We start from the raw sequence: 24239 nt of genomic DNA, 5'->3' as shown, positions 1-24239 counted from the left end.
ATAGACGCTACAATTGTAATGTCTATTTACCGATGATCATTTATTTTTCTGTAACCACATAGATTCAGCGAAAGTAAAGTCCTCTGGCCAATCTATATCAATTGAGCTCTCTGCATCCTGTATGTACATCGAAGGCTTTTGTCCAATTCGATCATTTAGCTTTTTGTAGTTTTCTACACTATTTAAAAAGACTGAGCTATCGATTTCATAAAGAGGTTCAATTGTCTGAGTTCTAGGCCATTTTTCTATATTACGATCGTAGCTAATTGGCTTATCTTTATTCCAAATAAACCCACGTAGTTCTTTGACCGTCATTAATGAATCATAACCTTCCGTGAGTGCTTGATTATACTGTTTGATAATAGCGCTATAACCTGACTCGTCTAAGAATGGTGAGGTTACATGAGTCCAAAGTACGTGACCCGTAGTAATAATCGAAGGAACATATCTAATAAGATCATCAGTGCTTGTTGAACTTGCCCCTAGGTGCTCTGGGCGTTCATCTATTCGTATGCGAGAATCTTTATATGTTGAAGCAAAATCCAGTACAAAGTCATCGTTTGAAGATACGACTATCGAATCTAGGTCAGTTATATTGATTAACTGATCCAGTTTGATTTTTAGTAACCCACCTTTTACACCTGCAAAGTCTTTGGTATTTTTGTTTGGGATACGTTCACTGCCTTTCCGGCATGGTAGAAAAACATGGACACTCATGCTTACCAACTCCTTAGAATATTGAAACCTTCACTTTTTGATAAGCTTTCAAGCTCTTCTTTTACATTTGAAAAAGGAAGATAGCCAAGAAAATCAATATTATTCTCTTTGGCTGCGTGAAAGTCTGATAATGCGTCACCGATCATTAGAGCCGCGCCTGAAGACTCCTTTAGGATGGTTGCAACGTTATCTGCTTTCGCGGTAGGTGATCCTAGAATTAACGTAAAATATTGCGCCAGCTCTCTTTTAACAAATACTTCTCGTAATTCGTCTTGAGCAGATCCACTCGCTACATAGAGTTTGGCTGGGCAATCTGTAATTGCTGCAATAAAATTAGGCGTCAGTTGAGCTTCCATGTATAGCTCTTCACACTGCTTTGAGTAGCAGTTTAGTATACGTTCGTACAATGCTTCATCTGCATTTGTGATGAAATGTTCAACAAAGTAACTCACATGATGAAAACGCGATTTGCCAAAATTAGCTTTAAAATAAGTGCAACACTTATCTATTTCGAGCTCTGATACTTGAGCCATGCGTAAAGCATTACGCATGGCATCAATTTTGAGGTTATTTGAGTCTAGGATCACGCCATCGCAGTCAAAAATAACAGTATCATAGCCATTAAATAGCGGGTGCATAAATAGACCCTGCTTTTACTGGATAAGTGGTTGGGGTTAACGCTTGAATTGATGTACTTCCAAACTGCTGACTAACCATGCTAAAGATCTCATTCATTTCCATTTGGCGTCGGTCAGTCACATCATAACCATCAAAACCAACGAGAGATATCTTCTGCGCTTGACCTATAAAAGCGATACATAACGCATATGCAGCGGTATTATCATACGGTAGTGTACAGTAGTTTTTATGGGCGGTGAGAGTATCCTTCTCTATGGTGCTACTGTAATCAATCATAGAAATATTACTAAATTTACTTAGCTCGTCTTCGTCAAAGCGGTTCTTTGGCAAAAATACGGGTTTGGCTACCTCTGAGTAATGGCTGCTTTCTGACAAGTATTTAGAGTTATGAGATACAGCAAAGTAATCGAAAAGCTCAGTGTCAATCTCATGCTTTGTATTGATGCCAATTACGATAGGCTTTCGAGTTTTAATGTATGTTTCGATCGCGACTCTATGTGTTGCCGTATTGGGCGTATTAGTGACCAGTAAGACTTCTTTTCCTGAAAAGATACCTGATAGATCTGATTGGCTTTCAGTCGGTTGGCTTATTTTCCCTACAGTAAGCGCTTCTTCTAAGACATCACCATTATAGCTTGTTGTACCTTCTAGCTTTTTTAAATGCTCGATAGCACCAACAATTTCTTCTGTTCCGTAATTAGGATTTGAAAGCATATTCTGGATGTAAGTTGGGTGAATATCGTTTTTGGCCCCCAAGTAATATAGAAGGCTTGAGCCCCAACCGTATCTTCTTTGCATTGGCTCAAAATGGCGAATAACTAGTTCATATATTGCTGTTGGCAAGTATTTATCTAGTCCATCAAGTTCGGCGAGCAGGTTTTCGGTCTGGGCATTCCCAGCGCCTCGTCCCATTCCGGTAACGGTCACATCCAACCATGTAACACCATTCGAACGAGCAGTCATCGTATTGGACATTGCTTGACCCATGTTGTTATGGGTGTGGATACCAATGTCGCCATCCCAGTTTTGCTTTACAATTTCGGCAATGCGAGTGACTTCTGCACCATCCATATTTCCGAGAGAGTCAGCAAAATAGATAACATCAGGGGTTGCTTTTGCTACCGCCTGTACCTTTTCCGCAATAACTTGGGATGGTTTTCCGCCCGCTTGCATCAGATTTAGGCCAACGATATACCCCATTTCTTTGAAAGCTTTAATCATGCTTTCACACTGCTCTGCTTCATTGAAATGTGCCGCGATACGAACGAGATCAACTTTACTTTCTTGTGCTGGTACAAAAAGATCATTGATGGCAGCTTCAACAGGCTTACCCGCATCTAGCAAAGTTTTTGCATCAACCATTACGCCATATGTCGGACCTTTCGGTAGGTGTAGCGTGTTTAGAAACTCTTCAGTCGTATAAGCAAATGGACCACTGTAAACAGATTTAGGATAATTACGAAGCCCTAATTCAACATAATCAATTTTAGCTTTTGCAACTGCAGTGAGGTAAGCGTCAACGACTTCTGGTGAAAAGTCCCAGTGATTATAGTAGCCACCATCGCGAAGAGTACAGTCTAAAATTTTTTGCATAATGGATATTCTTTTTAAGTTAAACAGGTAATGTGCTTAGTACAGTAAAACATACAAGCTTAATAGTAAAAGTGAGGTATTTATCAAACTAATTATTAAGTTATTACTTATCACTTTGTGGGAGTAAGCTCATTGTTCGGTTTAGAGCGCCTTGATTGGATGAGGCCCATTTATTAGCATGCAAAGCTCGGAGTAAATATTTATCTTGTTGAGAAATGATCTCTGTAGTCCTTAGGGCAAGGGTCGTTGAGTCTGGCACAATTAAGATACCATCCACAGCTAGTAAGTTTTCAACAATCTCCTTAAAGTTGAAATAGCTAGGGCCAGTGATTATGACTTTTTCTAACATGGCAGGCTCTAGCACATTGTGCCCACCAACCTTATCTCCAATTAGGCTACCGCCCATAAAGCAGATGTCTGCTGCACCCATCAACGTTAGCATCTCACCCATTGTATCGCCGAGATATACTTGAGTATTTGTCTCTACTGCATGCGTTGAAGTACGACGCACAGTGTTAAAGCCTTGCTGTTGGCAAAGCGTGAATACATCATCAAATCGTTCCGGATGGCGAGGAACCAAAATAAGTAATGCATTTGGATGAGATTTTAAAACTTGTCTATGTGCATCTAATACCTGTTCGTCCTCGCCTTTGTGGGTGCTAGCTGCAATCCAAATTGGACGATCCTTTCCAAGCTGGGCTCGAAGCTGCTGTCCTTGCTGTTTCACTTGCTCTGATATTTGAATATCGAACTTAATCGAGCCGGTAACGGATAGTTTCTTTTTCTCAACGCCTAAGCGTTCGAAGCGCTCTGCATCTGAATCCGTTTGGCAGAGTACTTGAGTTAGGCATGGATGAAGCTGGTTAAAAAGCCGCTGTATTTTGGCGTAGTTCTGACACGATTTTTCAGATAGGCGAGCATTCACGACTGTTATAGGGATACCCGCTTTGTAAACATGGTGAAGCGTGTTTGGCCACAGCTCAGTCTCAATGATCAACATTTGTTTTGGTTGTACTGCTTTAAGAAAGCCTTTGATAGCAAACCCAAAGTCAATTGGCATATAGCGGTGTTCAATTAAATCACCCAACTTAGCAATCTGTTCAGCTCCGGTACTTGTTGTTGTAGTAACTAGAATAGATTGTTCGGGGTTTTGTTCCTTAAGGGCTTTAATTAAAGGTGTTGCTGCTATGCTTTCACCAACAGATACGGCATGTATCCAAATAGGTTTGTCGTAGCTTTTTAGCTTGGGAGTGATACCAAAGTGCTCTTTCCAGCGAGAGCCGAACTTAGGCTTATTTGGTTTGCTCTTGTACAAACCAAATAAAAGCAGCGGTGACGCTAGAGCGAGTAGTAAGGTATAAACAATACGAACTAACATGAGCTTATCGTAATGGCGTCAAGTTTTTGGATGCTATCTAGCACTTGCTTAGGCGAAAGTTCTGTCAAGCACTTAAGGTGTTTGTATTGACATTCACGCTGGAAACAAGGGCGACAATCAATATCGGTATGAACAATCTCCACTTTTTCTGCGAGTGGGGGGGTGTACTTCGGTGAAGTTGAGCCATATACGGCAACAACATTACAACCAACCGCAGCTGCCACATGCATTAAGCCTGAGTCATTCGCGACAACAGTCTTACATGCAGCAAGTAGATCGACTGCTTCAATTAAGCTGGTTTGGCCTGCCAGAACATGAATGTGCTCATGGAATTGCGTCGGAACAAGTGCGCGAATATTGTTACAAGTCTCTAAGTCTTTTTGAGAACCAAACAACCAGATTTGATGCCCAGATCGAGCCATTTGCGTCGCAACTTCAGCGTAGTGTGTTTCGGGCCATTTTTTTGCGGGACCAAACTCTGCTCCTGGGCATAGTCCGATAATTGGTTGGTCTTGGGCTAAGTTGAACTTTTTGATCGTGGCTTGTTGCTCTGCCGCGTTGATTGCAAGGCGTGGGCGAGGCAAGGTTTCAAGCCCGCCGAGAGAGTTAGAATCCACCATTTCTGCTTTTGGATAAGCTAACGCTACATAGCGCTCTACCATGTACTGAAAAGACTTCATGTTAGGGCGTAAGTCGTTCAATAAACCATAGCGCATTTCTCCCTTCCAGCCAGTACGAAGAGGAATGTTGGCAAACCATGGGATCAGTGCCGATTTCGCTGATTTAGGCAAGATATAGGCGTGGTCATATTGCTTTTCACGCAACGATTTGCCAATTTCCCTGCGGCCTAATAAGTTAAACTCACCATGACCGATAGGCATTTCAATCGCTTGATGGATTTCTGGCATACGCTCAAGAATCGGTTTACACCATCCTGGAGCGATAACGTCAATTTGGCTATCTGGATGGCGTTGCTTTAATACGATATATAACGATTGCGACATTACCATATCGCCGACCCATGCAGGGCCAATGACTAAAATCTTCATGCTTTGTTTTTCCAGTATAGGAATTTCAAAATTGACTCATAAGTTCTAAAAAGTTCAGCGTATATTTTATTCGCAAGAGTCATTTTGGATTTATCTTTTCTTTTACCACCAATCGTCGAAGCAATCTCCGCTCTAGTAAAGAGATCTGGAGACACGCTGTAAACTTGAACACCATGTCTCCATGGTTTTTCCATGTAGTCATCGACTGGTTCAATAAACTTTTGAGCATGCATAACAAACTTTGATGCTGCTTTAGGTGTGACGATATAAGCGGTGGTACCACAAGTGCCTGCTGAGTATCCCCCTAGCATATGATTATCATCAATAGGTACGATTGGGGTGAATACACGCTTCTGAGTGGCAGACAATTTGATGTAGTCATAATTAGAAGTCAATGGAAGGGTATGTTCGAGTACTTGCTTCAGCCCTTCTACGGGGTCGACGTTGTCTTCTAAGATGACGATCGGTTCATCAAGCTCAACACATCGAACCCACAACTCGTAATGGCTTGCAAAACAGGCGACTTCACTGGTTTTTAATTGATACCCTTTGCGGCGCAGAGTAATGGTTGGACGACTTTTTTCTGAATGAAGAAAACGGTCAACAGAGCCATCTACTGCATCAAAAAATTCAAACGTAATGCCTTGTTGTTTTAACTTTTCTTCAATACGTTCTCGGCGATCTAGTGATCGAGCCAAGCTTACGACAAATACTTTCACTGCACTTTCCAGTCGCTGTTATATCTTGGTTTAAACAAATTGTAATAGTTATTGCCGTCTTCTTGAGAGTGCAGCAACTGCAGTACCCACATATATTGTTCGGGTTTATCACCGACAAAATATTCAATTGCTTCATTACAGGTACGAGCGTCTTGCTCTTCGCCTTTATCCAGCTCAAACGCCGGTAAAATCTCAATATCAAACGTACCATCTTCAGTGTTCATCGACGCAAATAGAGGCAGTACTTTTGAGCGTGATAGTTTCGCAATTTTGCCTAAACCAGGTAGCGTTGCTTTACGTGTTGCAAAAAAATCTACAAACACACTATGCTCTGGGCCGTGATCTTGATCGGGTAGATAATACCCTACATAGCCATCTCGAATGGATTTCAGAAAAGGCTTAATGCCACCTGAGCGTTCATAAACACGGCCACCGTATTGGACTCTTTGCTTGTGCATTAGCCAGTCAGCAACATCATTCTTTTGTTTCTTCGCCATTGCAGAAACTGGCATTCCCATTGACGCGAGCAAGATAGCAGGCACATCAATGGCCCAAGAATGGGGAACCATTAAAATCACATTTTCGTTGTTATCAATGTGCTGTCGTAAAATGTCTAGGCCGCGAATTTGGCAACGGTTCTGAAGCCACTTTGGTGAGCGTAAACTTAGTAACCCGAAGCGAAAAAAAAACATGGCTGCAGTGTAGAGTGTTTTTTCTATCAAAGCTTCACGCTCTTGGAATGATTTTTCCGGAAAACACAGCTCAAAGTTAACCCTCGCTCGGTGAGCTGGACCTTTGTGGGATTTCGACAGTTTTTTGGCTATGGTTTTCGCTAACCACTTTTGTAAACCCAGAGGCATTAATGATAACGGTAAAAATAAGATAACACCTAACCACGTGCCCCAGTACTTAGGCGACAGAAAGTGGCGCTTAAACTCAGGGTTATATGCTTTAGGGTCGAAGTCATCACGTTTTATGGTCATGGCGTGTCTAGTTACCTATTCGTGTGCGGGCGAAGTGGTTTAAATGAGAAAAAGATAGTTAGGAATGATACAGGCTATTGCACTTGAGTAAAGGTGGCAGGTTATGGTTCTACCACCTTGTGGTGCTTAACTGTTTTGGATAGCCAAGTATTCGGCAACGCCTTCTGCAACTGTCTTGAATTCAACATCACAGCCTGCGGTGCGCAGTTTGGTCAGATCCGCTTGTGTGAATTCTTGGTAAGCGCCTTTTAGGTGCTCAGGGAATGGGATGGTTTCAATTTGGCCTTTGCCATGATGCTTGATAACTGCTTTTGCTACCTCTTCAAAAGATTCAGCACGGCCAGTACCACAGTTAAAAATACCTGATACGCCGTTTTCTAAGAACCACAGGTTTACTTTACATACATCACCAACGTAAACGAAGTCGCGTTTGAATGATTCGCTGCCCGCGAACAATTTAGGATTTTCACCTGCGTTAAGTTGGTTGTTTAGGTGGAACGCAACTGATGCCATGCTACCTTTGTGGTCTTCACGTGGGCCATATACGTTGAAGTAGCGGAAGCCGGTGATTTGAGAAAGGGTCTCACCATGCTCTTCAGCGTCTTGCCATAGGCGACGAACGTAGTTATCAAACTGCTGTTTCGAGTAACCGTATACATTCAGTGCGCCTTCGTATTCGCGTTCTTCAACGAAAGTCTCTGTATCGCCGTAAGTGGCTGCGGAAGAAGCGTATAGGAATGGAATCTCGCGATCTAAACAGTAATGCAGCAGCTCTTTAGAGTACTCGTAATTGTTTAGCATCATGTACTTACCATCCCACTCAGTCGTTGCAGAGCAAGCACCTTCGTGGAAAATTGCCTCAATCGGACCAAAATCATCGCCCGCCATAATTTGGGTCAGAAAGTCGTCACGATCCATGTAATCTGTGATGTCCAGATCAACTAAGTTCTTAAATTTTTTTCCATTTTTTAGGTTGTCGACAACCAGGATATCGTTAATACCAGCTTCGTTTAGTGCTTTAACAATGTTGCTGCCGATCATGCCAGCGCCACCAGTTACGATGATCATAGAACTTCCACCATAGATTAAAATTTTCTCTGGAATTCTAGCAAGAAACGAAAAGTAGCGCTATTGGAAGCAGGAAGATAGGTTTTAGTCTTCTATGACTCAGTATCTAGATATGAAAAAGGGAGCCGCAGCTCCCTTGATTACTTTATTATTCCACATCCGAACGGTTAGGTCTTTGGTACCAAGGATTTCGTTCGTCGGTTAACTCAATTAAGCTGTATTTGCGGCCGAGCTTCTGCCCTCCGTCACGAGTAAGAGGCTGCCAACTAAAGTTCGCACGATTGTTACTTGGCTTAACGGTCATGATGTCAAACGGAATCGACAAGTAGAAACCTTTAGTAAAGCTACCTTCACCAAATTCGTCCGCAGACAAGTCTGTAAATGAGGCAAAGGCGCCAGCAATTACGCCACTCTTGAACTGCTTAGAAACATTGATTTGTGTACCAACATCGCCAGCTAGGAACTGACCAACATCGACTTGGATCATCAAATCTTGCAGGAATTCCCATTGAGGGTAGTAGTAACCAGATACAAAACCAGTGAATCCTTTATCAATAACTTGGAACGGACGTCCATATTCTGGCACGTTTTGCCATTTCTCATCGTAAACACCGAAGTAACTTTGTGGATCACGTTGAGAAATTACGTTGACGTCAGCGCCAATCGCCCAGTTAGCTCCTTGTGGTCGGTAAAGAAGCTCGGTACCGACTCCAGCAAACATGCTCTCCAGATAACCCGCGTAGAATTGTTGATCCATGGTATCGGAATACTCTTGGAACCAAGTCAATTGTAAGTTTGACATGGTTATAGCATGTTCATTTTGGTAAGCGCGGAACATGGTACGAACGCGAGGAACAGTAGTACCATCGGGTGGAGTGACATAATTAAACTTATCGTAGTTGTTATACCAATCCCAGTATAACGAACCGCCAATTTCAAGGTTGTCCGTCAGCCAGTATGAGGCATTACCGCTTAGCCCTACACTAAAGAGATAGAAGTCTTCTGCGTTACCTAGAGTTTGAACAAGTTTAGGTGCAAAGCCCCAATCAAAACGCTCAAAACCATCATAGACAGATTCTCCACTTGGCTTATTGCTAGCTTTTTCGGTTGCGTCTTCTATTTTGGGATTGATGTAATTAACTTGGGCAAAGTCGCGATATTTCTCCTTGGAAATAATCGTTTGTTCGCCGACTAAGCCTCGGCTACGTTCGTTGATAGCATAGGTATCAATATCGTCAGGCATTTCATTATGAAGTACAGCCGCCGCTTTTTCATGTGCCTCTGTACGGTCACGATATTTCTTCTGTTCACCAACGACAGTTACGGTGTTGTCATCAACATAAATGCGTGTGTTTTGGTAACCCGCAATTTTGTCTAAATCTTCTGTTACACGTTCCCAGTCAACATCAGACAGTTCTTCTGGCTGATTGCTTTCTACTTCTGGCGTAGGTGTGTCTCGCCAAAAAGATGGCATGTCATTGAAATTAGTGTTTAGTGTTAAGCCTGCGACCAAAGTGTCGCCGCGTTCATAGCTTAAACGAAAATCAGCCATTCCTAGACGATAGAGCACACCAAAGTTCCACGGTGTATGCGGTCTCATGTCTACACCAATTTTTCTGACTGGGTATTCATCGCTGTAGTCATTACTGTCATATTCTAACTTGAACCTCAATGGCTTATGTAGTGTTTGATACTCAACACCACCAAATAGGGAACTTGGACCCTTGAACCATCGATGGTAATTAGATGTACCACCTGTTTCGTTAAAGCCATACTCTCTGTCACAATAGCTATCAGAAATACTACAAAAAGGGTTACTAATGTTATCTCGCATTCCTAATGAACCCCACCCAATACCAAGCGTAAGATCAAGAGTACCTAAACTTTTACTCGAATATCTTTTTGTTGCAGCTAGGTATTCTGCGTCAAAAAAACCATTGCCAGCGAAGTCTCGTATGCCAAGCGATATTTCTGGAAGATATTCACTCTCTTGTAATATTCTTAGCTTGAGATCGATACCTTTATCTGTATATTTATTGTCTCCAGAGAAGGAGGGGTCTTCACTAAATAAAACGTCGTTGACGGTAGTGTAACGCAAGGTTGTTTCAAGCCAAGGCATTAGCTGCAAAGAAACGTTGTAAAAAGTGTATTCATCAGCATAGTTTATTGAAAAGTTGAACTCCCCTTCAGGGGCCATACGTCCGGTTGGCATCTGCATTAAGCCAACACCACCAAAGTCAGACTGAGAAGGCTGTAACGTGGGAGCCTCAAAGGGCATGTCTTGAGCCCAAACCAATGCTGGGCCCATTAAATAAAGGGTTAAGCTTTTTCTAATTGGCATCATTGTGGTCTCTTTGTGGAATTTGGTATCAGTTGAGTGAGTAGGCGGACAATATCTTGGTCCATTTCGGAGTGTTCAAGATCACCAAACGGGACATATACCAATGTCAGAGGTGGTAAGTAATATTGTGTTGTTAACCAAGCTCCGTGATGCGGTTTAACTACATGACCATCTGGGTATATCAATACCGGCCGCGTTGATAACGTACCAATGTTACTTTTCAAATTCTCTATTTGTCTCTGCAAAGGGATACCTGCCTGGTCCTTAACGGTATACACGCTATTTAGGTTTCCCAAGTAATACACTTTTTCTTCGCGTAGAGGGCTTGCTAGAAGGGCATTGCCATACAAAAGCGGATTCTCGAATTTGTTTAGTCGGATTTTATCAACATCGATTGCAGACAGTAAACGTGGTGCAAAGCTTTGCTTCTGAATAAACTTGTAGAATGGATGTGCAATCAAATTGTGCTGAATCATTTGATTGAGTACCGAGTTCTTTAAAGCGGTAGAGGTTTTGTCGGCACGATCCGATTTATCAAACAAAGTCGTACCAAGAGAGTATTGTAGTGAGGCGTCTTGCTCCGTAGCGAGTGCTAACACACTTTCTAAACGAGCAGGTCCTTGGAATTGTAGCTGTTTGCCTACCTCCAGCAACTCAACATTTAATGGCTGTGTAGTTGAGGCTTCTGTTTGAGCGAAGCTATGTGAGCTAAAAAGTGGCATGACCAAACAGAATAATGTGATTAGTCGCTTGCTCATGATTTGCTATACCCCTTTAAAATGGTCAACTCAACCGGGATCATATTAGGTCCTAAATATTGTAAGGTTTTAACAACCTGACCCTGTTCATTGACCCAATAGTAGTTTTCGACCGATTGAGAAAGGCTGCTAAACTCAACAACTTCTTTATATACGTCGGTCATGGCGTTAGAAATAGGTGTTATTAACGTTTCTTGGCCTGAGTAAGAGCGCGTTACATTTACAGGAAAACCATAACGGTATTGTGTTGCCCAGTCGTATGAGAGTGCAAAGTTGACAGAGGCTGAATCAGAAGAAAAATCTGGCACATCACCATAAATACCCGCTAAGTCCCCATTCTGTAGACCTATTGTTTTGACTATATGCCCATTCTCCGTAACGATCATAGCTTTGTCAGCACTTACCCATTTCAGTTGTATTTTTCCATTGAGAGGGTTTTGTTCTGCAAAAGCTAAAACAACAAAGACCTGTTTTTGATTCCCAAGTTTCAAGTAGGCGCTAGCATATGGAACAGCATTTATTTCTTCTGGTGTCATCTCTACATCGATGTAGTTACTGTAGGCTTCTTGAACGGTTGCTGAAACATCATTGAACTTCTGTGTGCAGCCGAAGAGTAAACCTAGTAGCGGAAGAGCGAGGAGTGGTTGTATCCATTTGGACGTTCTGAAGATGTTCATTATTCCCTCTTACAAATAAAATCGCCCTGAATCATTCAGGGCGATTATCTTCTATCTACAAAACGAAACTAGTTAGTAGAAGTAGAAGTAGAAGTAGATGTTGAAGTAGATGTTGAATCGCTATCTGACGCTGCAACTGCTACAACAGTTACTGCTGCTGCTGCACCTACTGCTACAGCTGTTGTGCCTGTTGCAGATGCAGAAGCTGCGCCTGCTGAACCTGCTTCTTCTGCTGCAAATGCAGTTGATGCGCTTAGAGCCATAAGAATAGCTAGAGCTGTATTCTTCATTATTAATCCTTGTATATCCGGTATAAAAACATCGATGTTTGGTAGCATAAAAAATGCTCCAAATTATATTCTAGATAAAAAAGCCTTAGCATGTAAATAGTTTCTTATTTTGCTATGGCTTACGATCTCATTTCTAACACCAGCGTGACATTGTGCGGTTATCTTGCTCCCTTGCTTGCTGATAAACTATCAAGAGTGCATAATTTGTCGGTCTATTTCCTCCAGAACTAGAGGTTTGGAGGAAATAGGTCGTTTTTACTTACACCATATAGAAAGCGATACAGTGGCTTACGCTCAACGCCTCAGGGCGGTAGCGTGCCAACTCTTCAGTATTTAATGGCCTGCATAGCACGCTTAACTTTGCTTTGGCAGCCCATATTATTACCAGTACTAGGGACTTTTACGTGATAAGAAAGCAGCATTGTTTGGGAATACTTGGTGCACTGGGCTTGAGCCTGAGTTCTTTTTCAGCGTCAGCCGATTTTTATGCTGGTGCGTTAGTGAGCTACTCAAATGCAGAATTGAAAAGCTCGTCTTCTGAGTCCGTAAAAGAGGGGAGTCCTTTCCTTCTTAGTGCGCAAGCAGGGTACTTCTTTAATGACTACATTGGTCTCGAAGGACGTTATGGGACATCAGTTCAACGTGACAGTGGTCTTGCCGTTGATAGCGCTTTGAGCGGCTTTGTTAAGTTGAATATGCCGGTTTCAGAGCGAGTTGCACTTTATGGTTTAGCTGGGTATTCAAGCGTTCAGCTTGATCTACAAAATGTAGGTTCTCACAAAGAACAAGGATTTAGTTTTGGGTTAGGTATGCACTACGCTTTAAATAACCAAAGCGCGGTGATATTTGAGTTCGTTGATAACGTCTCTGAAGACCAAGTTCGCCTTAACTCGATTACATTGGGTTTTCAGCACCGTTTCTAATTTAAATACCTAGAGCTCAAACTTGGGGCTAGGGTCTTTTATTCAATTATTATAGTGACATACCATGTTTAAAGGATATTTCTCTATTGCCGCTTTTATATTGGCAAGTACGTTTGCGTCTTATTCAATGGCACAAACACCCACTCCAGAACAAATGAAAATGTTTCAAAATCTACCCGCCGACCAACAACAAGCTTTGGCGAGTAAATATGGTTTCTCCATTCCTTCTAGTTCATCTTCAAATAAGTCTCCTTACGAAAACCCACAAGTCATCAAACCTAGAGCAGAATCTAGTGGTGCTGTATCTTCCAATATCGAAGAACAATGGCTCAAAAAAGGTGAGCAAGAAGAGCTCAAACGCTTTGGTTTAGATCTTTTTGCTGGTTCTCCAAGCACGTTTGCTCCGATCAGTGATGTTCCTGTACCTGCAAATTACACTGTGGGGGCTGGTGATGAAATCATTGTGCAGTTGTTTGGTAAGGAGAACGAGACACATCGCTTACGTGTAAATCGCGCAGGCACAATCAACTTCCCGTCACTTGGACCAGTAAACGTTGCTGGCATGCACTTTTCTGATGTTCGAGACTCTCTTACGCAACGTGTAAAAGAACAAATGATTGGTGTGCGCAGTGATATCTCATTGGGTGAATTGCGCACCATGCAAGTGTTTGTCATGGGTGATGCATATAAACCAGGAGCCTACACGGTTAGCGCATTGACGACAATTTCACAAGCTATCTATTACAGCGGCGGCTTTGGTGAAAGTGGGGCTCTGCGAGATATTCAGCTAAAGCGTGATGGGAAAATTATTCGTAAGTTGGATATGTATGACCTTTTACTAAAAGGTGATGCAAGTAATGATGTGCGCTTGCTACCGGATGATGTTGTTTTAATTGGTTCTGTTAACGATACAGTGTCTATAGAGGGCGAGATAAACCGTCCGGCAATTTATGAAGTCAAGGCCGGTGAAACTTACCAACAACTTATTCAGATGGCTGGTGGTTTTACTGCGAATGCTCATGTCGAGCAGTTGGAGATAAAACGCTACGCTTCACATGGCGCTCGTGAGGCTCTGACGCTTGATTTCAATAAAACGCAAGATCGACAGAGTAAAGTTAAAAATGGCGATGCCATCAAGATCTTGAAAAAAAGCGAAGAGCTTACTCGTTACGTACAGATAGAGGGAGATGTTCGTCATCCTGGCTATGTGGAATGGCGCAATGGTCTTCGTGTTGCTGATCTTTTCAAATCTGTTGACTCAGCTTTTAATTCTACAGCTGATGTTAACTATGCGGTTGTGGTAAGAGAGATTAATCCACAGCGTGATATTGAGGTGTTCCAACTAAGCTTAGCTAACGCGATTCTATCACCAGGTAGCCAAGACAACCTTAAGTTACACTCACGAGACCGTATATTGGTTTTCAACCGCTTTAATAACGAAGACTTGGATACATTAGCAACGCAAGAGGCTGTTGCAAAAGCAAAAACATTGGAGCAAGCGCAAGAACAAGCTGAGCTGGAACAACAGAAAGAGCAAGAAGTGATGAGCTCTTCTGTTTCCGTTTCGCATTCAGCAAACGGTACGCTGAACAACCCGAGCACTACAGAGCAGGCGAAACCAGCTAAAATCATTTTCCGTGGTAAAGAGATTACAGAGGAAGACTTTGAAAAGCTGAAGCAAAATACTCGTCGCACTTTACTTGCCCCTGTGTTGTTACAACTTCAGCAACAGTCTCGTTTGGGACTAGCCCCTCAAATTGCTGAAGTCTTTGGTGAAGTGAAGCACCCAGGGCGTTACCCGATTACTCCAAGAATGACGGTATCAACGCTTATTGAAGCAGCTGGTGGTTTGACTTACAACGCATTTACAATTAATGCAGAACTTGCACGAACCGCGATTAATAATGCGGATGAGCGCGCTTATATTGATGTTGAACGTATTGACCTGCGTAAAGCAATTCAAGGCAGTGCTTCAGACGATGCAGTTATCGTGGGACGAGATCGTTTGAACATCTTAGAAAAGCCAAATGTGAAGCTACAAAGCACAGTCACTTTACAGGGTGAAGTTCGCTTCCCTGGCACTTATACCGTGCGCCAAGGTGAAACCTTAAGTGAGTTATTGGACAGAGCTGGAGGTCTGACAGAGTTTGCTCACCCTCAAGGAGCAATATTTACGCGTGAAGCATTGCGTTTACAAGAGCAGAAGCTTTTAAATCAATACGCCGCAGATATGCGTAAAGAAACCGCGAAGAAAACGTTCCGAGCAGATAGCAATATAGGCTCTGTAATTTCAGACCCAGAAAAAACGTTAGCATTTGTTGAAGAAGCAAGTCGCAGCAAAGCACTTGGCCGTATGGTGGTACAGTTAAATCGCATCTTAAAGGGTGAGCGTTCAGCAGATTTTATGCTAGAAGATGGAGACTTCCTCTTTGTCCCAACCTTCCGCAATACTGTATCGATTATGGGTGAAGTTCAGGTTCCAATTACCTACTTGTTAGACAACAAACTTGATGTCGATGACTATCTTAACAAAGCCGGTGGTGCCAAGAAGCAAGCGGACGAAGATCGTATCTTTGTCGTACGAGCTGATGGTTCAGTTTACAAGCCATCCTCTGGTTATTGGTTTGGAAATAACAAAGAAGAACTAAAAGCTGGTGATACTATTGTTGTGCCAATTGATACCGACTATCGTGATGCGTTAAGCACCTGGACCGCTGCTACTCAAATATTGTATCAGACGGGTGTAGCAATCAATGCACTCAAATAATGGCTAATTAGGGAGGGAGGATAACCTCCCTTTTCATTAATTAAACAGAATCTTATTTAACTAGAATGAACTTAAAGCCTGAAGAATACACAAAATTATCTACTAGTTTTTCCTATCAAACTACGGATGAGTCAATTACTTTACTAGAGTTGATTCGTGCTATTTGGCAAGGAAAGCTAATTATAATAATGACTACACTGATACTCGCAGTTGCATCAGTTGTTTTTGCTCTTTATCAACCAAATATTTACCGTGCCAGTGCTCTACTATCACCATCTGATTCTCAATCAAGCTCTGGCTTAGGGCAAATGGCTGGTCAATTTGGTGGTTTGGCTGCGTTGGCTGGGGTTAGTTTAGGAGGGGCTGAAAGTCGTCAGACGGAGCTCGCTGTACAAGTGATGAAGTCAAGAAAGTTTGTATCAGAGTTTATCGAAAAGCATAATCTACTTGTTACCTTAATGGGTACAAGAGGCTGGAACATAGGTAGTGATACGTTAGTGTATGATGAAGATGCTTATGATCTGGAGAGTGAAAAGTGGCTTCGTAAACCTGACGGTCTGAGAGGGGCAAAACCTTCAAAGCAAGAAGCTTATGAAGTCTTCATCAATGATGTATTCTCGATAACTCAAGACAAAGAGAGTGGTTTATATACCGTCTCTATCATGCATTACTCGCCATATATCGCAGAGAAATGGGTAAATTGGATAGTCTCTGATATAAATAAAGTAATGAGAGAGCGAACTATCGCAGAATCTACACAAAATTTGGCCTATTTGAACAATCAACTTAACAAAACTTCAGTTGCTGAGATGCAAAGTACGTTCTATAAATTGATTGAAGAGCAAACTAAAAGCCTAATGCTTGCAGAGGTACAGGAAGAGTTTGTATTTAAAGTTGTTGACCCAGCAGTAGTGCCAGAAGTCAAAGTTAAACCAAGTAGAGCACTCATATGTATCGGTGGAACTTTATTTGGATTTATTATTGGCCTCAGTGTTGTCTTTATACGGTTTGTTCTCATCAGAGATAAAAACAAATTGAATTCCAATATTTAAAATAAAAAGAAGAGGTTAATGCCTCTTCTTTTTATTTGAAAAATAACCCATATGTATTTAATTACTACAATAATTAGTGTGCTATACCTGTACATCATGGATAAGAAGTTTGACAAATTAGCTTTTGTCTTAGTTCTGCTTCCTGTTATGTTTTTCTATTTTCAGATGCCAGCGTTTCAATACAATGTTGGTACTGATTACATGTCTTATGTAGATATGTATAAGTATGGCTATAATATAGAATATTACTTTAACAAGAAGGAACTCATATTTTATTCAATACTTAAGATAGCAACAGGATTAAAGCTGGGAGAGCAGTCAATATTCATCCTTGTTTCAATAGTATATTCAATATTTTGGGCGTATTTTGTATGTTTGTTGAAAAGCTCAAATTATAAGGTTTGGATAATTGTATTTTTGTATTTTTGTATTACAGGTATTTATCAGAACCAGTTAAATGGCTTACGACAATATATGGCTATCGCTATCTTACCCTGTATATTTATCTTGCTATATAGAAGAAAGTTTGTCAGCTCTTTTATTTTGACTATAATAGCATCGTTATGTCATGCTACTTTTGTTTTGTTATACCCTTTCTATATATTTTTATTCATTAAACCTTCTCCTTATCGGATCGGCATCCTATTCTTTATTAGCTTTGTTTTCTCTGCTGTAATTATACCAAAAGCTCTTCCTATTGTTGTTGGAGCTTTGTTTGGCAACTATGCAGGATACTTTGATAGTGCGCTTTCAGCAAGCGCTAATATTACTTCTCTTATCACTAAGTTGTATTATTTTCCTCTTTTTGTACTTTCTATTTTGATGTACAAAAAAGATTTGATAGAAAATAGGTTTGATCATAAGCATGATATGATTATGCGATTTTTTATGATCCTATCAGTCACTTACTGGCTGTTTATCGTTAACATGTATTTTGGTTTTTTTGGGCGAGTAGCACAGTATTTTATGATATTCTATATATTCCCTATTTACTATCTTATCGAAAGGTATATAGATAGAGGTAAAGTCTATTCTGCGATAATTACTATTTTGTACATATCTGCTCCATATGTATTAAAGGTCACAGTTTTGGCAACATCTGAATATGATTATCAGTCAATATTAGGGAATTTTTAAATGAGTGGTAAAAAAGTCTGTATATTAGCTCCCATTCATATTTGGGATGATGTAAGGGTGTTTAAAAAACAAGCTGTATCATTATCTTGTAGCGGATATGATGTAACTCTTATTGCTCGTATGGATCAGGAACTAGATGGCACTATACAGGATGGAGTTAAATTAGTTCGTTCTAAATTATCGGATAAGGGAAAGCTAGGGCGAATCTTTTTTTCTTATCAAGTCCTCCGTCAAGCTTTAGCTTGTAAGGCCGACATATACCATTTGCACAATCCAAATACGATACCAATTGCCATTTCACTGCGTCTGGCTTCAAAAAGAGTGATATATGACACTCATGAAGATTATTCAGAAAGACTTCTATTTAGAGAGTGGATTCCAAAAGTAGTACGTAAACCTGCTTGTTGGCTTGTGTCATTTCTAGAAAAGTTTACAGCAAATATTTCTTTAGCCGCTATTGGTACTCAAGAAGGAGTAGTGAAAAGGTTAGGAAAGAAAGCTCATCTGATAGGGAATCCACCGAGATATAACGAAAAGCTAATAAATAAAGTTAATAAGATAAAGTCTAATCTCGATCTGAGTAATGAAAGTTTACGTTTAGTTTACCTAGGTAGTATTAACAAATCTAGAGGTATTACAGACATAGTAAATTCCTTAGAAGAGATAAATAAAGTTGAACCAACTAAATTATGGTTGATTGGTGAAATGGACACTGCCTATTTAAATTCACTAAAAATACTACCTGGATGGCAATATGTTGATTACTTAGGCAGGCTAGAGCAAGATATCGCATTTGCTTATGTATCTGAATCGGACCTTGGATTAATTTATATTCATGACGTGGGAGATCATGCAAGAACAGATCCTAATAAACTGTATGAATATATGTCGTTTGGTAAACCTTTTGTCGCGAGTGATTTTCCTGCTTGGAGAGATAAACTTCAAAGAACTAATGCAGGTGTTTTCGTTCAACCACAACAGCCGAATACGTTAGCAAAGAGTATCCTGAAGTTAGTTAGTAAAAGAGACATACTACCGGTAATGGGAATAAATGGGAAAAAGTATGTTGAGAATAACTGCTGGGAAAAAGAGTTTTCTAAGTTAGAACAAATTTATCGAGAAGTACTTTAAAATGAAGTTAATATCTTTATATAAAATTATTAGAGCGAAGCTAGAAGCTATATTTAACTATCACTATGCAATTGTTAAGTATGGGAGAGATAACTGTATATTAGTAAACTACTTTAAAGGTGTTCCAAATTGGGGAGATGATTTGAATGTCTACCTTATAGAAAAGGTCTCTGGAAAAAAAGTAGTAATGTATCCTTACTCGAAAAAAAAGCATGTCTTAGGGATAGGCTCTATTCTTCACAGAGCAAAAGATAATAGTATTGTTTGGGGAAGTGGCTTTATCTCAAAGGAAAGTGAAACAACAAAAAAAATAGATATTAGGCTGCTCAGAGGTCCTCTTACTAGTGAAAAACTTCATTGTGAACAAGTTGAGTTTGGAGATCCAGGTGTTTGTATTCGCAAGTTTTACAATCCCGTAGTAGAAAAAAAATTCAAATATGGTTTGATTCCACATCATGTAGATAAAAATAATAGTACTTTAAAAGAATGGTTAGAAAGAGATGATGTACTCTTCATCGATATTCAACAAGATATCGAGCCTTTTATTGACCAACTGTTGTCATGTGAAAAAATAATTTCTTCATCTCTACATGGGCTTATTGCCTCAGACTCTTATTCAATTCCTAATATACATGTCATTTTTTCAGATAAGCTACTCGGTGGTCAGTTTAAATTCGATGATTATGCTTTGGGGATTTCAGGGAAAAAACGACAACCGATCATTGTCACTGATGGAACAACAATAGAAAATCTAAGCGAAAATTCCTACTATAACGAAGTATCAGACGCAAAGATTGACTCTATCCTTAAACTATTTCCATACAATATTTAAACTTATGAGTTTTTTAAATAAGTTTCTCCATGATAGTTTTTATAGACAAACAATTTTAGTGTTTCTTGTCAAAGTTGTTTCATCAATTGTTGGTTTTAGCACGACGATTATCTTGGTGAAGCAGTTAGGGGGAGAAACATCGAGTGATTATTTCTTTTTAGTATCACTATCTTCGTTTTTAACCGCCATCTCTACCTTTGGTTGTCCCGATGCAATACTGAAGTTTGTCGCTATAAATAAGTCAAAAGGGAAGTTAATAAGAAATGTTGTTTTTAGCGCCTGTGCTTTAACATCAGTATTTTCTTTGATAGTTGTTTTAACGTTATATATGGGAAATATGTGGCATGAGGTTTCCACTAACAGTGATTTTATTACTTCAATATTCATACTGTTACCATTAACGTCATTATCGCTTGTTCTTTCTTCCGCGTTGCAGGGTAGAGGAAGCGTTGTTTTAGCCATGATAACATCGGGCGTTTTACAAAACGTAGTTTTGCTCACAGCCTTGATGCTTTTCGCTAATAGTTATCTAGACTCAGTAATCGCATTTTCAGTTGGGCATGCTATTGCTTGCCTAGTTGCAGCCTATTATTTTCTCAAGCGGTTAAACTCCGATAATGAGATGTTTGATAAGGTAGCTTTTCGCACTACATGTTCTTCGATGTTCGTTACTCAATGTATCGTGCAATATAATAATAATGCAGCTATATTACTCTTAGGCTTTTTATGGGTTGGAAGCGACTTATCAATCATTGCTGTTTCACTGAAACTAACAACGCTATTATCATTTATTATAATATCGGTTAATAAAGTGCTAGCTCCTAAGATTGCATCAACTTACAAAAATGGTGATATGCAAGACTTGCAAAAGCTCATCACAAAATCATCTAGGTTGATGTGGGCTCTTTGCCTTCCGGCGGTTTTTATATTAATGTTGTTTAGTAAAGAAGTTCTAGGGTTAATTGATGATTCCTATAAAGAGCAAAGTGTTATTCTTGTTATCTTGACATTTGGCCAACTGGTGAACGTCATTACGGGTAATATCGGCCTTCTATTGTCGATGACTGGGCACGAAAAGGTACAGAGGAATATTCTATTAATTTCACTGGCTATGTCATTGTGTTTAGGTTTTCTTCTTATTCCTGAGTTTGGGCCTTTAGGCGCGGCAATAATGGCATCTGCTACAGTTGTGTTGGTAAATTTATCCTCCTATATGTATGTACTGTTTAAGTTGAAAATAAATACATTTAAGTTGCTATAGGAATTATATGAAAAAGAAAGTTAGTGTTCTCGTTCCGGTTTATGGAGTCGAAAAGTATCTTAAGGTATTCTTAGATAGCTTGTGTCAACAAACGTTAGGTGCTGCAGAGTTTATTATAGTAAATGATGCATCTCCAGATCGTTCGGATGATATTATTCGAGAGTATGTGTCCAGAGATGAGCGTTTTACATATATAAATAAAAAAGTTAATCAGGGGGAAATGCAGGCCAGACAGGATGCATATAATCTTTCGCAAGGTGAATATGTTATCAATCTTGATTCTGATGATTATATATCACCAACATTTTTAGAGTCACTGTATAACTTAGCCAGTGACAACGATCTTGATATGGTCCTTTCAAATGTAGTGTTAGTTGATGAAATTGGCTCAGAAATAAAAAGCGAATATAAACAGTTTAATGAAAATTTATTATTTGACGAAAATAATATTTGCAATGTACTTTCATTGCCATATTCATCCTGGTCAAGGATGACTAAGAAAGAAGTGCTAGAAGAATACTCCTACAGCTATCTACAGGGAGAAACGACACTCACTAAATTACAATTTGCCAAAGGTATTAAGAGTGGCCTAGCGTGTAATGCCAAAGTGTACTATAGACAACGTGCAGGATCGTTATCTTCTTTTGAAAATTCATCTCGAAAGTATGAAAGCAGTTATGGTAAAGATAGAGTTGATAGCGTACTAGATGAAGACCTTTCAGTTTTTAAGAAAGGTGGCTTTTCCAATGAGCTTAAAATTTTTAGATTTGTTAACATGGCGAAGCTTATATTTTTAAGTAATATAAATAATGGTGGTGTTAATAATTATAAAGAAGAGATTAAGTACTTAAAGAGTGCTTATGAAGTTTCATATAAAGAGCTATTTTACTTATTAAAATACCTTCCATTAAAGACAAAAGTGTTTTCATATGCTTTGTTTCTAAACATAACCCCTCTAATCCTTCGTTTCAAGCGTAAATAAATGAATGGTCAAGTTATTTAGATGATTAAGAATTCCACTGCTAAAGTTTCTGTAGTCATGCCAAGTTATAACTCTCGAGCTACTATAGAAGCAAGTATTTCGAGTGTATTAGCTCAGACGTATAGTGATTGGGAGTTGCTCATAGTCGATGATTGCTCGACAGACGGAACTTGGGATCTAATTACAGGTTATGCAAACAAGTATGAGAACATTAAAGTTTATCAAAATGTTGTCAACCAAGGGGCTGGTGCAAGTCGTAATTTCGCGATAGAAAAAGCAAAAGGCCGCTTTATTGCTTTTTTGGATTCTGACGACCTTTGGACAGAAGACAAACTCGCAGAGCAAATTCCATTCATGCTGGAGAATAACTACCCACTCACATACACTCACTACAGCCGTTTTACTAGTGAAGAAGAGCTGAGTGTTGTAACTGCTCCCGAATATACAACGTATAAAAAACTTATGTACAGTAATGTTATCGGGTGCCTGACCGCCGTTTATGACACACAGGCGCTAGGTAAGCGCTATATGCCGCTTATTCGTAAACGTCAGGATATGGGATTGTGGTTAGATATACTGAAAGATACTCCCAAAGCTTACTGTCTACCTAAGCCATTAGCAAAGTATCGGATGGATAGTGGTATGACAGCTAACAAATTTAGCGTTTTGTCATATCAATGGAAGTTCTACAGAGACGTAGTAGGCTTGAGCTTGCCAAGAAGCCTATTTACATTTTCTGTCTACGCCGTTAAAGGTACGATGAAACACCGAACTAAGCGCAAATCTTAGTTTCCTTAATCCTCGATAGAGCTTACAGAATATACACACAAAAAGAGCAGCGACCGTAAGGCGCTGCTCTTTTTTATACCTGTGATCCGTTCGATTAACTTCGCCGTGTTTTAGCGACCCATCCCAAATAACACTGTTTTGACTGTAAGGAAAAGAATCTTCACTTCCATCATCCAGTTTTGGTGTTTGATATAGTAGACATCGTATTTATGCTTCCAAATAGCGTCTTCTACCGATGCGCCGTAAGGATATTTTACTTGAGCTAGGCCAGTGACCCCAGGTTTAACGGCGTGACGAAAGCGATAGTAAGGAATGGCTTTTTCCAACTCAGAGATGAACACTTCACGTTCTGGGCGAGGGCCAACCATCGACATCTCTCCCTTTAGTACGTTGATTAACTGAGGGAGCTCATCAATGCGAGTTTTACGAATAAAACAGCCGACTTTCGTTACGCGGGCGTCATTTTTTGTTGCCCATTGGGCTCCGTTCTTTTCTGCATCGTTCCGCATCGAGCGAAACTTAATCACTTCAAACTCTTCATTATACTGGCCGGTACGACGCTGTTTAAAGAATACCGGACCTGGCGATTCAAGCTTAATGAGTAGTGCCGTAATAAGCCCTACTGGAATAGCAACCCATGACAGCATGAAAACAAACAACAGATCGATGAAGCGTTTTTGCCAGCTGTTCTTGCGATTAGAAAGGATAGAAAAAGCTTTTTGGTGTAAGAAGTAGCCGCTGTGCAAAAGCTCAGTTTCAGTATATCCGAGTGAACGGTCAAAATAGCTCACCAATGGCTCAACCCAAGCACCTAGCTCTGTCGCCGCGACAAGAAATGCTTGCTGTTCAGGATCTAGATGCGAGCTTTTGAAGTGGCAAAGCGTTTTGCTCTTGAAGTCTCTAAGAGCATAGTTATTAACCTGAGCGTTAATCTCAGGATGCCTCTTAAGCACTTGAGCAATTTTTGCTTCGTCTTCTTTTGGACAGTAGATATAAAGGCAAGCATTTGATTCACTTGCGGATAACTCGTCCAATGCTGATGTTATGCTGATAGAATTATGCTTAGTTAATTCAGAAGCTTCTCGTTCTTGAAGCGTGTCGCTCATACTGTCTGTCATAGGAATGGAATAAGTTGTTATCGACTAGCCAATTG

The 24239-nt window shown here is 40.2% G+C and carries 22 protein-coding genes; 9 read left to right on the top strand and 13 right to left on the bottom strand.

The window, feature by feature from the left end; genetic code table 11:
- Window positions 1-36 precede the first annotated feature (36 nt).
- The 12 genes from R7Q38_RS16420 to R7Q38_RS16365 all read right to left on the bottom strand — a co-directional run bounded on the left by R7Q38_RS16420 (window position 37) and on the right by R7Q38_RS16365 (window position 12212).
- Window positions 37-717 (bottom strand): cytidylyltransferase domain-containing protein, encoded by a 681-nt coding sequence (locus R7Q38_RS16420; RefSeq protein WP_239939190.1) that lies wholly within the window; start codon window positions 715-717, stop codon window positions 37-39.
- A 2-nt stretch (window positions 718-719) separates the two neighbouring features.
- On the bottom strand, window positions 720-1355 hold the full coding sequence (locus tag R7Q38_RS16415; RefSeq protein ID WP_054701124.1) for an HAD family hydrolase: 636 nt from the start codon (window positions 1353-1355) through the stop codon (window positions 720-722).
- Window positions 1339-2949, bottom strand: a complete 1611-nt coding sequence (locus R7Q38_RS16410; protein ID WP_053303379.1) for an aldolase catalytic domain-containing protein — start codon at window positions 2947-2949, stop codon at window positions 1339-1341. Before R7Q38_RS16410 ends, R7Q38_RS16415 begins: the two co-directional genes overlap by 17 nt.
- A gap of 103 nt (window positions 2950-3052) precedes the next feature.
- Window positions 3053-4327, bottom strand: a complete 1275-nt coding sequence (gene waaA / locus R7Q38_RS16405; RefSeq protein ID WP_239939191.1) for a lipid IV(A) 3-deoxy-D-manno-octulosonic acid transferase — start codon at window positions 4325-4327, stop codon at window positions 3053-3055.
- Window positions 4321-5376: a lipopolysaccharide heptosyltransferase II gene (gene waaF / locus R7Q38_RS16400; protein ID WP_025768326.1), complete on the bottom strand. Its 1056-nt coding sequence runs from the start codon at window positions 5374-5376 to the stop codon at window positions 4321-4323. The genes waaA and waaF overlap by 7 nt, the downstream gene beginning before the upstream one ends.
- The gene (locus R7Q38_RS16395; protein ID WP_186584527.1) at window positions 5373-6095 is read right to left on the bottom strand and encodes a glycosyltransferase family 25 protein; all 723 of its coding nucleotides are present in this window, start codon (window positions 6093-6095) and stop codon (window positions 5373-5375) included. The genes waaF and R7Q38_RS16395 overlap by 4 nt, the downstream gene beginning before the upstream one ends.
- Window positions 6092-7078, bottom strand: coding sequence for a lauroyl-Kdo(2)-lipid IV(A) myristoyltransferase (gene lpxM, locus R7Q38_RS16390; RefSeq protein WP_017634970.1), 987 nt, complete (start codon window positions 7076-7078; stop codon window positions 6092-6094). Before lpxM ends, R7Q38_RS16395 begins: the two co-directional genes overlap by 4 nt.
- A gap of 126 nt (window positions 7079-7204) precedes the next feature.
- The gene (rfaD, locus tag R7Q38_RS16385) at window positions 7205-8146 is read right to left on the bottom strand and encodes an ADP-glyceromanno-heptose 6-epimerase (protein ID WP_186584525.1); all 942 of its coding nucleotides are present in this window, start codon (window positions 8144-8146) and stop codon (window positions 7205-7207) included.
- Window positions 8147-8294: 148 nt separating this feature from the next.
- Complete coding sequence (locus R7Q38_RS16380; RefSeq protein ID WP_239939192.1) at window positions 8295-10490, bottom strand: YjbH domain-containing protein; 2196 nt, start codon at window positions 10488-10490, stop codon at window positions 8295-8297.
- The gene (locus tag R7Q38_RS16375) at window positions 10487-11245 is read right to left on the bottom strand and encodes a capsule biosynthesis GfcC family protein (protein ID WP_104974574.1); all 759 of its coding nucleotides are present in this window, start codon (window positions 11243-11245) and stop codon (window positions 10487-10489) included. The genes R7Q38_RS16380 and R7Q38_RS16375 overlap by 4 nt, the downstream gene beginning before the upstream one ends.
- Window positions 11242-11922: a YjbF family lipoprotein gene (locus R7Q38_RS16370; RefSeq protein ID WP_104974573.1), complete on the bottom strand. Its 681-nt coding sequence runs from the start codon at window positions 11920-11922 to the stop codon at window positions 11242-11244. The genes R7Q38_RS16375 and R7Q38_RS16370 overlap by 4 nt, the downstream gene beginning before the upstream one ends.
- A 68-nt stretch (window positions 11923-11990) precedes the next feature.
- Window positions 11991-12212, bottom strand: a complete 222-nt coding sequence (locus R7Q38_RS16365) for a hypothetical protein (protein ID WP_005535462.1) — start codon at window positions 12210-12212, stop codon at window positions 11991-11993.
- Between the two features lie 404 nt (window positions 12213-12616).
- Between R7Q38_RS16365 and R7Q38_RS16360 the strand changes: the two genes are divergently transcribed.
- From R7Q38_RS16360 to R7Q38_RS16320, 9 genes are all read left to right on the top strand, one after another.
- Complete coding sequence (locus R7Q38_RS16360; RefSeq protein WP_017820722.1) at window positions 12617-13135, top strand: outer membrane beta-barrel protein; 519 nt, start codon at window positions 12617-12619, stop codon at window positions 13133-13135.
- A gap of 64 nt (window positions 13136-13199) precedes the next feature.
- Window positions 13200-15902 carry an SLBB domain-containing protein gene (locus R7Q38_RS16355; RefSeq protein ID WP_222716774.1) on the top strand — a complete coding sequence of 901 codons (2703 nt, stop codon included), beginning with the start codon at window positions 13200-13202 and terminating at the stop codon, window positions 15900-15902.
- Window positions 15903-15967: 65 nt separating this feature from the next.
- Window positions 15968-16954 carry a Wzz/FepE/Etk N-terminal domain-containing protein gene (locus R7Q38_RS16350; protein WP_213874581.1) on the top strand — a complete coding sequence of 329 codons (987 nt, stop codon included), beginning with the start codon at window positions 15968-15970 and terminating at the stop codon, window positions 16952-16954.
- 96 nt (window positions 16955-17050) lie between these two features.
- The gene (locus R7Q38_RS16345; protein ID WP_318114294.1) at window positions 17051-18091 is read left to right on the top strand and encodes an EpsG family protein; all 1041 of its coding nucleotides are present in this window, start codon (window positions 17051-17053) and stop codon (window positions 18089-18091) included.
- The gene (locus tag R7Q38_RS16340) at window positions 18092-19222 is read left to right on the top strand and encodes a glycosyltransferase (RefSeq protein ID WP_213874580.1); all 1131 of its coding nucleotides are present in this window, start codon (window positions 18092-18094) and stop codon (window positions 19220-19222) included.
- 1 nt (window position 19223) lies between these two features.
- Window positions 19224-20054 (top strand): polysaccharide pyruvyl transferase family protein, encoded by an 831-nt coding sequence (locus R7Q38_RS16335; protein ID WP_182038468.1) that lies wholly within the window; start codon window positions 19224-19226, stop codon window positions 20052-20054.
- Window positions 20055-20058: 4 nt separating this feature from the next.
- The gene (locus R7Q38_RS16330; protein WP_213874579.1) at window positions 20059-21315 is read left to right on the top strand and encodes a lipid II flippase MurJ; all 1257 of its coding nucleotides are present in this window, start codon (window positions 20059-20061) and stop codon (window positions 21313-21315) included.
- Window positions 21316-21322: 7 nt separating this feature from the next.
- Window positions 21323-22297, top strand: coding sequence for a glycosyltransferase family 2 protein (locus tag R7Q38_RS16325; protein WP_182038472.1), 975 nt, complete (start codon window positions 21323-21325; stop codon window positions 22295-22297).
- Between the two features lie 21 nt (window positions 22298-22318).
- Entirely contained in the window at window positions 22319-23086 is a 768-nt protein-coding gene (locus R7Q38_RS16320; protein ID WP_239939299.1) for a glycosyltransferase family 2 protein, read from the top strand.
- A gap of 110 nt (window positions 23087-23196) precedes the next feature.
- Here the strand turns inward: R7Q38_RS16320 and R7Q38_RS16315 are convergent, their stop codons facing one another.
- On the bottom strand, window positions 23197-24204 hold the full coding sequence (locus tag R7Q38_RS16315) for a sugar transferase (protein ID WP_005384832.1): 1008 nt from the start codon (window positions 24202-24204) through the stop codon (window positions 23197-23199).
- Window positions 24205-24239 lie beyond the last annotated feature (35 nt).

Source organism: Vibrio sp. Vb0598 (assembly GCF_033338935.1).
In the GTDB taxonomy this organism is placed as follows: domain Bacteria; phylum Pseudomonadota; class Gammaproteobacteria; order Enterobacterales; family Vibrionaceae; genus Vibrio; species Vibrio alginolyticus.
Note: the sequence above shows the minus strand (reverse complement) of the source record. Positions and strands in the feature narration are given on the sequence as shown.

What these genes read in the sequence shown, in the direction of transcription:
- R7Q38_RS16420 (WP_239939190.1), bottom strand. Translation starts at nt 717, where the DNA reads ATGAGTGTCCATGTTTTTCTACCATGCCGGAAAGGCAGTGAACGTATC.
- R7Q38_RS16415 (WP_054701124.1), bottom strand. Translation starts at nt 1,355, where the DNA reads ATGCACCCGCTATTTAATGGCTATGATACTGTTATTTTTGACTGCGAT.
- R7Q38_RS16410 (WP_053303379.1), bottom strand. Translation starts at nt 2,949, where the DNA reads ATGCAAAAAATTTTAGACTGTACTCTTCGCGATGGTGGCTACTATAAT.
- waaA (WP_239939191.1), bottom strand. Translation starts at nt 4,327, where the DNA reads ATGTTAGTTCGTATTGTTTATACCTTACTACTCGCTCTAGCGTCACCG.
- waaF (WP_025768326.1), bottom strand. Translation starts at nt 5,376, where the DNA reads ATGAAGATTTTAGTCATTGGCCCTGCATGGGTCGGCGATATGGTAATG.
- lpxM (WP_017634970.1), bottom strand. Translation starts at nt 7,078, where the DNA reads ATGACCATAAAACGTGATGACTTCGACCCTAAAGCATATAACCCTGAG.
- rfaD (WP_186584525.1), bottom strand. Translation starts at nt 8,146, where the DNA reads ATGATCATCGTAACTGGTGGCGCTGGCATGATCGGCAGCAACATTGTT.
- R7Q38_RS16380 (WP_239939192.1), bottom strand. Translation starts at nt 10,490, where the DNA reads ATGATGCCAATTAGAAAAAGCTTAACCCTTTATTTAATGGGCCCAGCA.
- R7Q38_RS16375 (WP_104974574.1), bottom strand. Translation starts at nt 11,245, where the DNA reads ATGAGCAAGCGACTAATCACATTATTCTGTTTGGTCATGCCACTTTTT.
- R7Q38_RS16370 (WP_104974573.1), bottom strand. Translation starts at nt 11,922, where the DNA reads ATGAACATCTTCAGAACGTCCAAATGGATACAACCACTCCTCGCTCTT.
- R7Q38_RS16365 (WP_005535462.1), bottom strand. Translation starts at nt 12,212, where the DNA reads ATGAAGAATACAGCTCTAGCTATTCTTATGGCTCTAAGCGCATCAACT.
- R7Q38_RS16355 (WP_222716774.1), top strand. Translation starts at nt 13,200, where the DNA reads ATGTTTAAAGGATATTTCTCTATTGCCGCTTTTATATTGGCAAGTACG.
- R7Q38_RS16350 (WP_213874581.1), top strand. Translation starts at nt 15,968, where the DNA reads ATGAACTTAAAGCCTGAAGAATACACAAAATTATCTACTAGTTTTTCC.
- R7Q38_RS16345 (WP_318114294.1), top strand. Translation starts at nt 17,051, where the DNA reads ATGGATAAGAAGTTTGACAAATTAGCTTTTGTCTTAGTTCTGCTTCCT.
- R7Q38_RS16340 (WP_213874580.1), top strand. Translation starts at nt 18,092, where the DNA reads ATGAGTGGTAAAAAAGTCTGTATATTAGCTCCCATTCATATTTGGGAT.
- R7Q38_RS16335 (WP_182038468.1), top strand. Translation starts at nt 19,224, where the DNA reads ATGAAGTTAATATCTTTATATAAAATTATTAGAGCGAAGCTAGAAGCT.
- R7Q38_RS16330 (WP_213874579.1), top strand. Translation starts at nt 20,059, where the DNA reads ATGAGTTTTTTAAATAAGTTTCTCCATGATAGTTTTTATAGACAAACA.
- R7Q38_RS16325 (WP_182038472.1), top strand. Translation starts at nt 21,323, where the DNA reads ATGAAAAAGAAAGTTAGTGTTCTCGTTCCGGTTTATGGAGTCGAAAAG.
- R7Q38_RS16320 (WP_239939299.1), top strand. Translation starts at nt 22,319, where the DNA reads ATGATTAAGAATTCCACTGCTAAAGTTTCTGTAGTCATGCCAAGTTAT.
- R7Q38_RS16315 (WP_005384832.1), bottom strand. Translation starts at nt 24,204, where the DNA reads ATGACAGACAGTATGAGCGACACGCTTCAAGAACGAGAAGCTTCTGAA.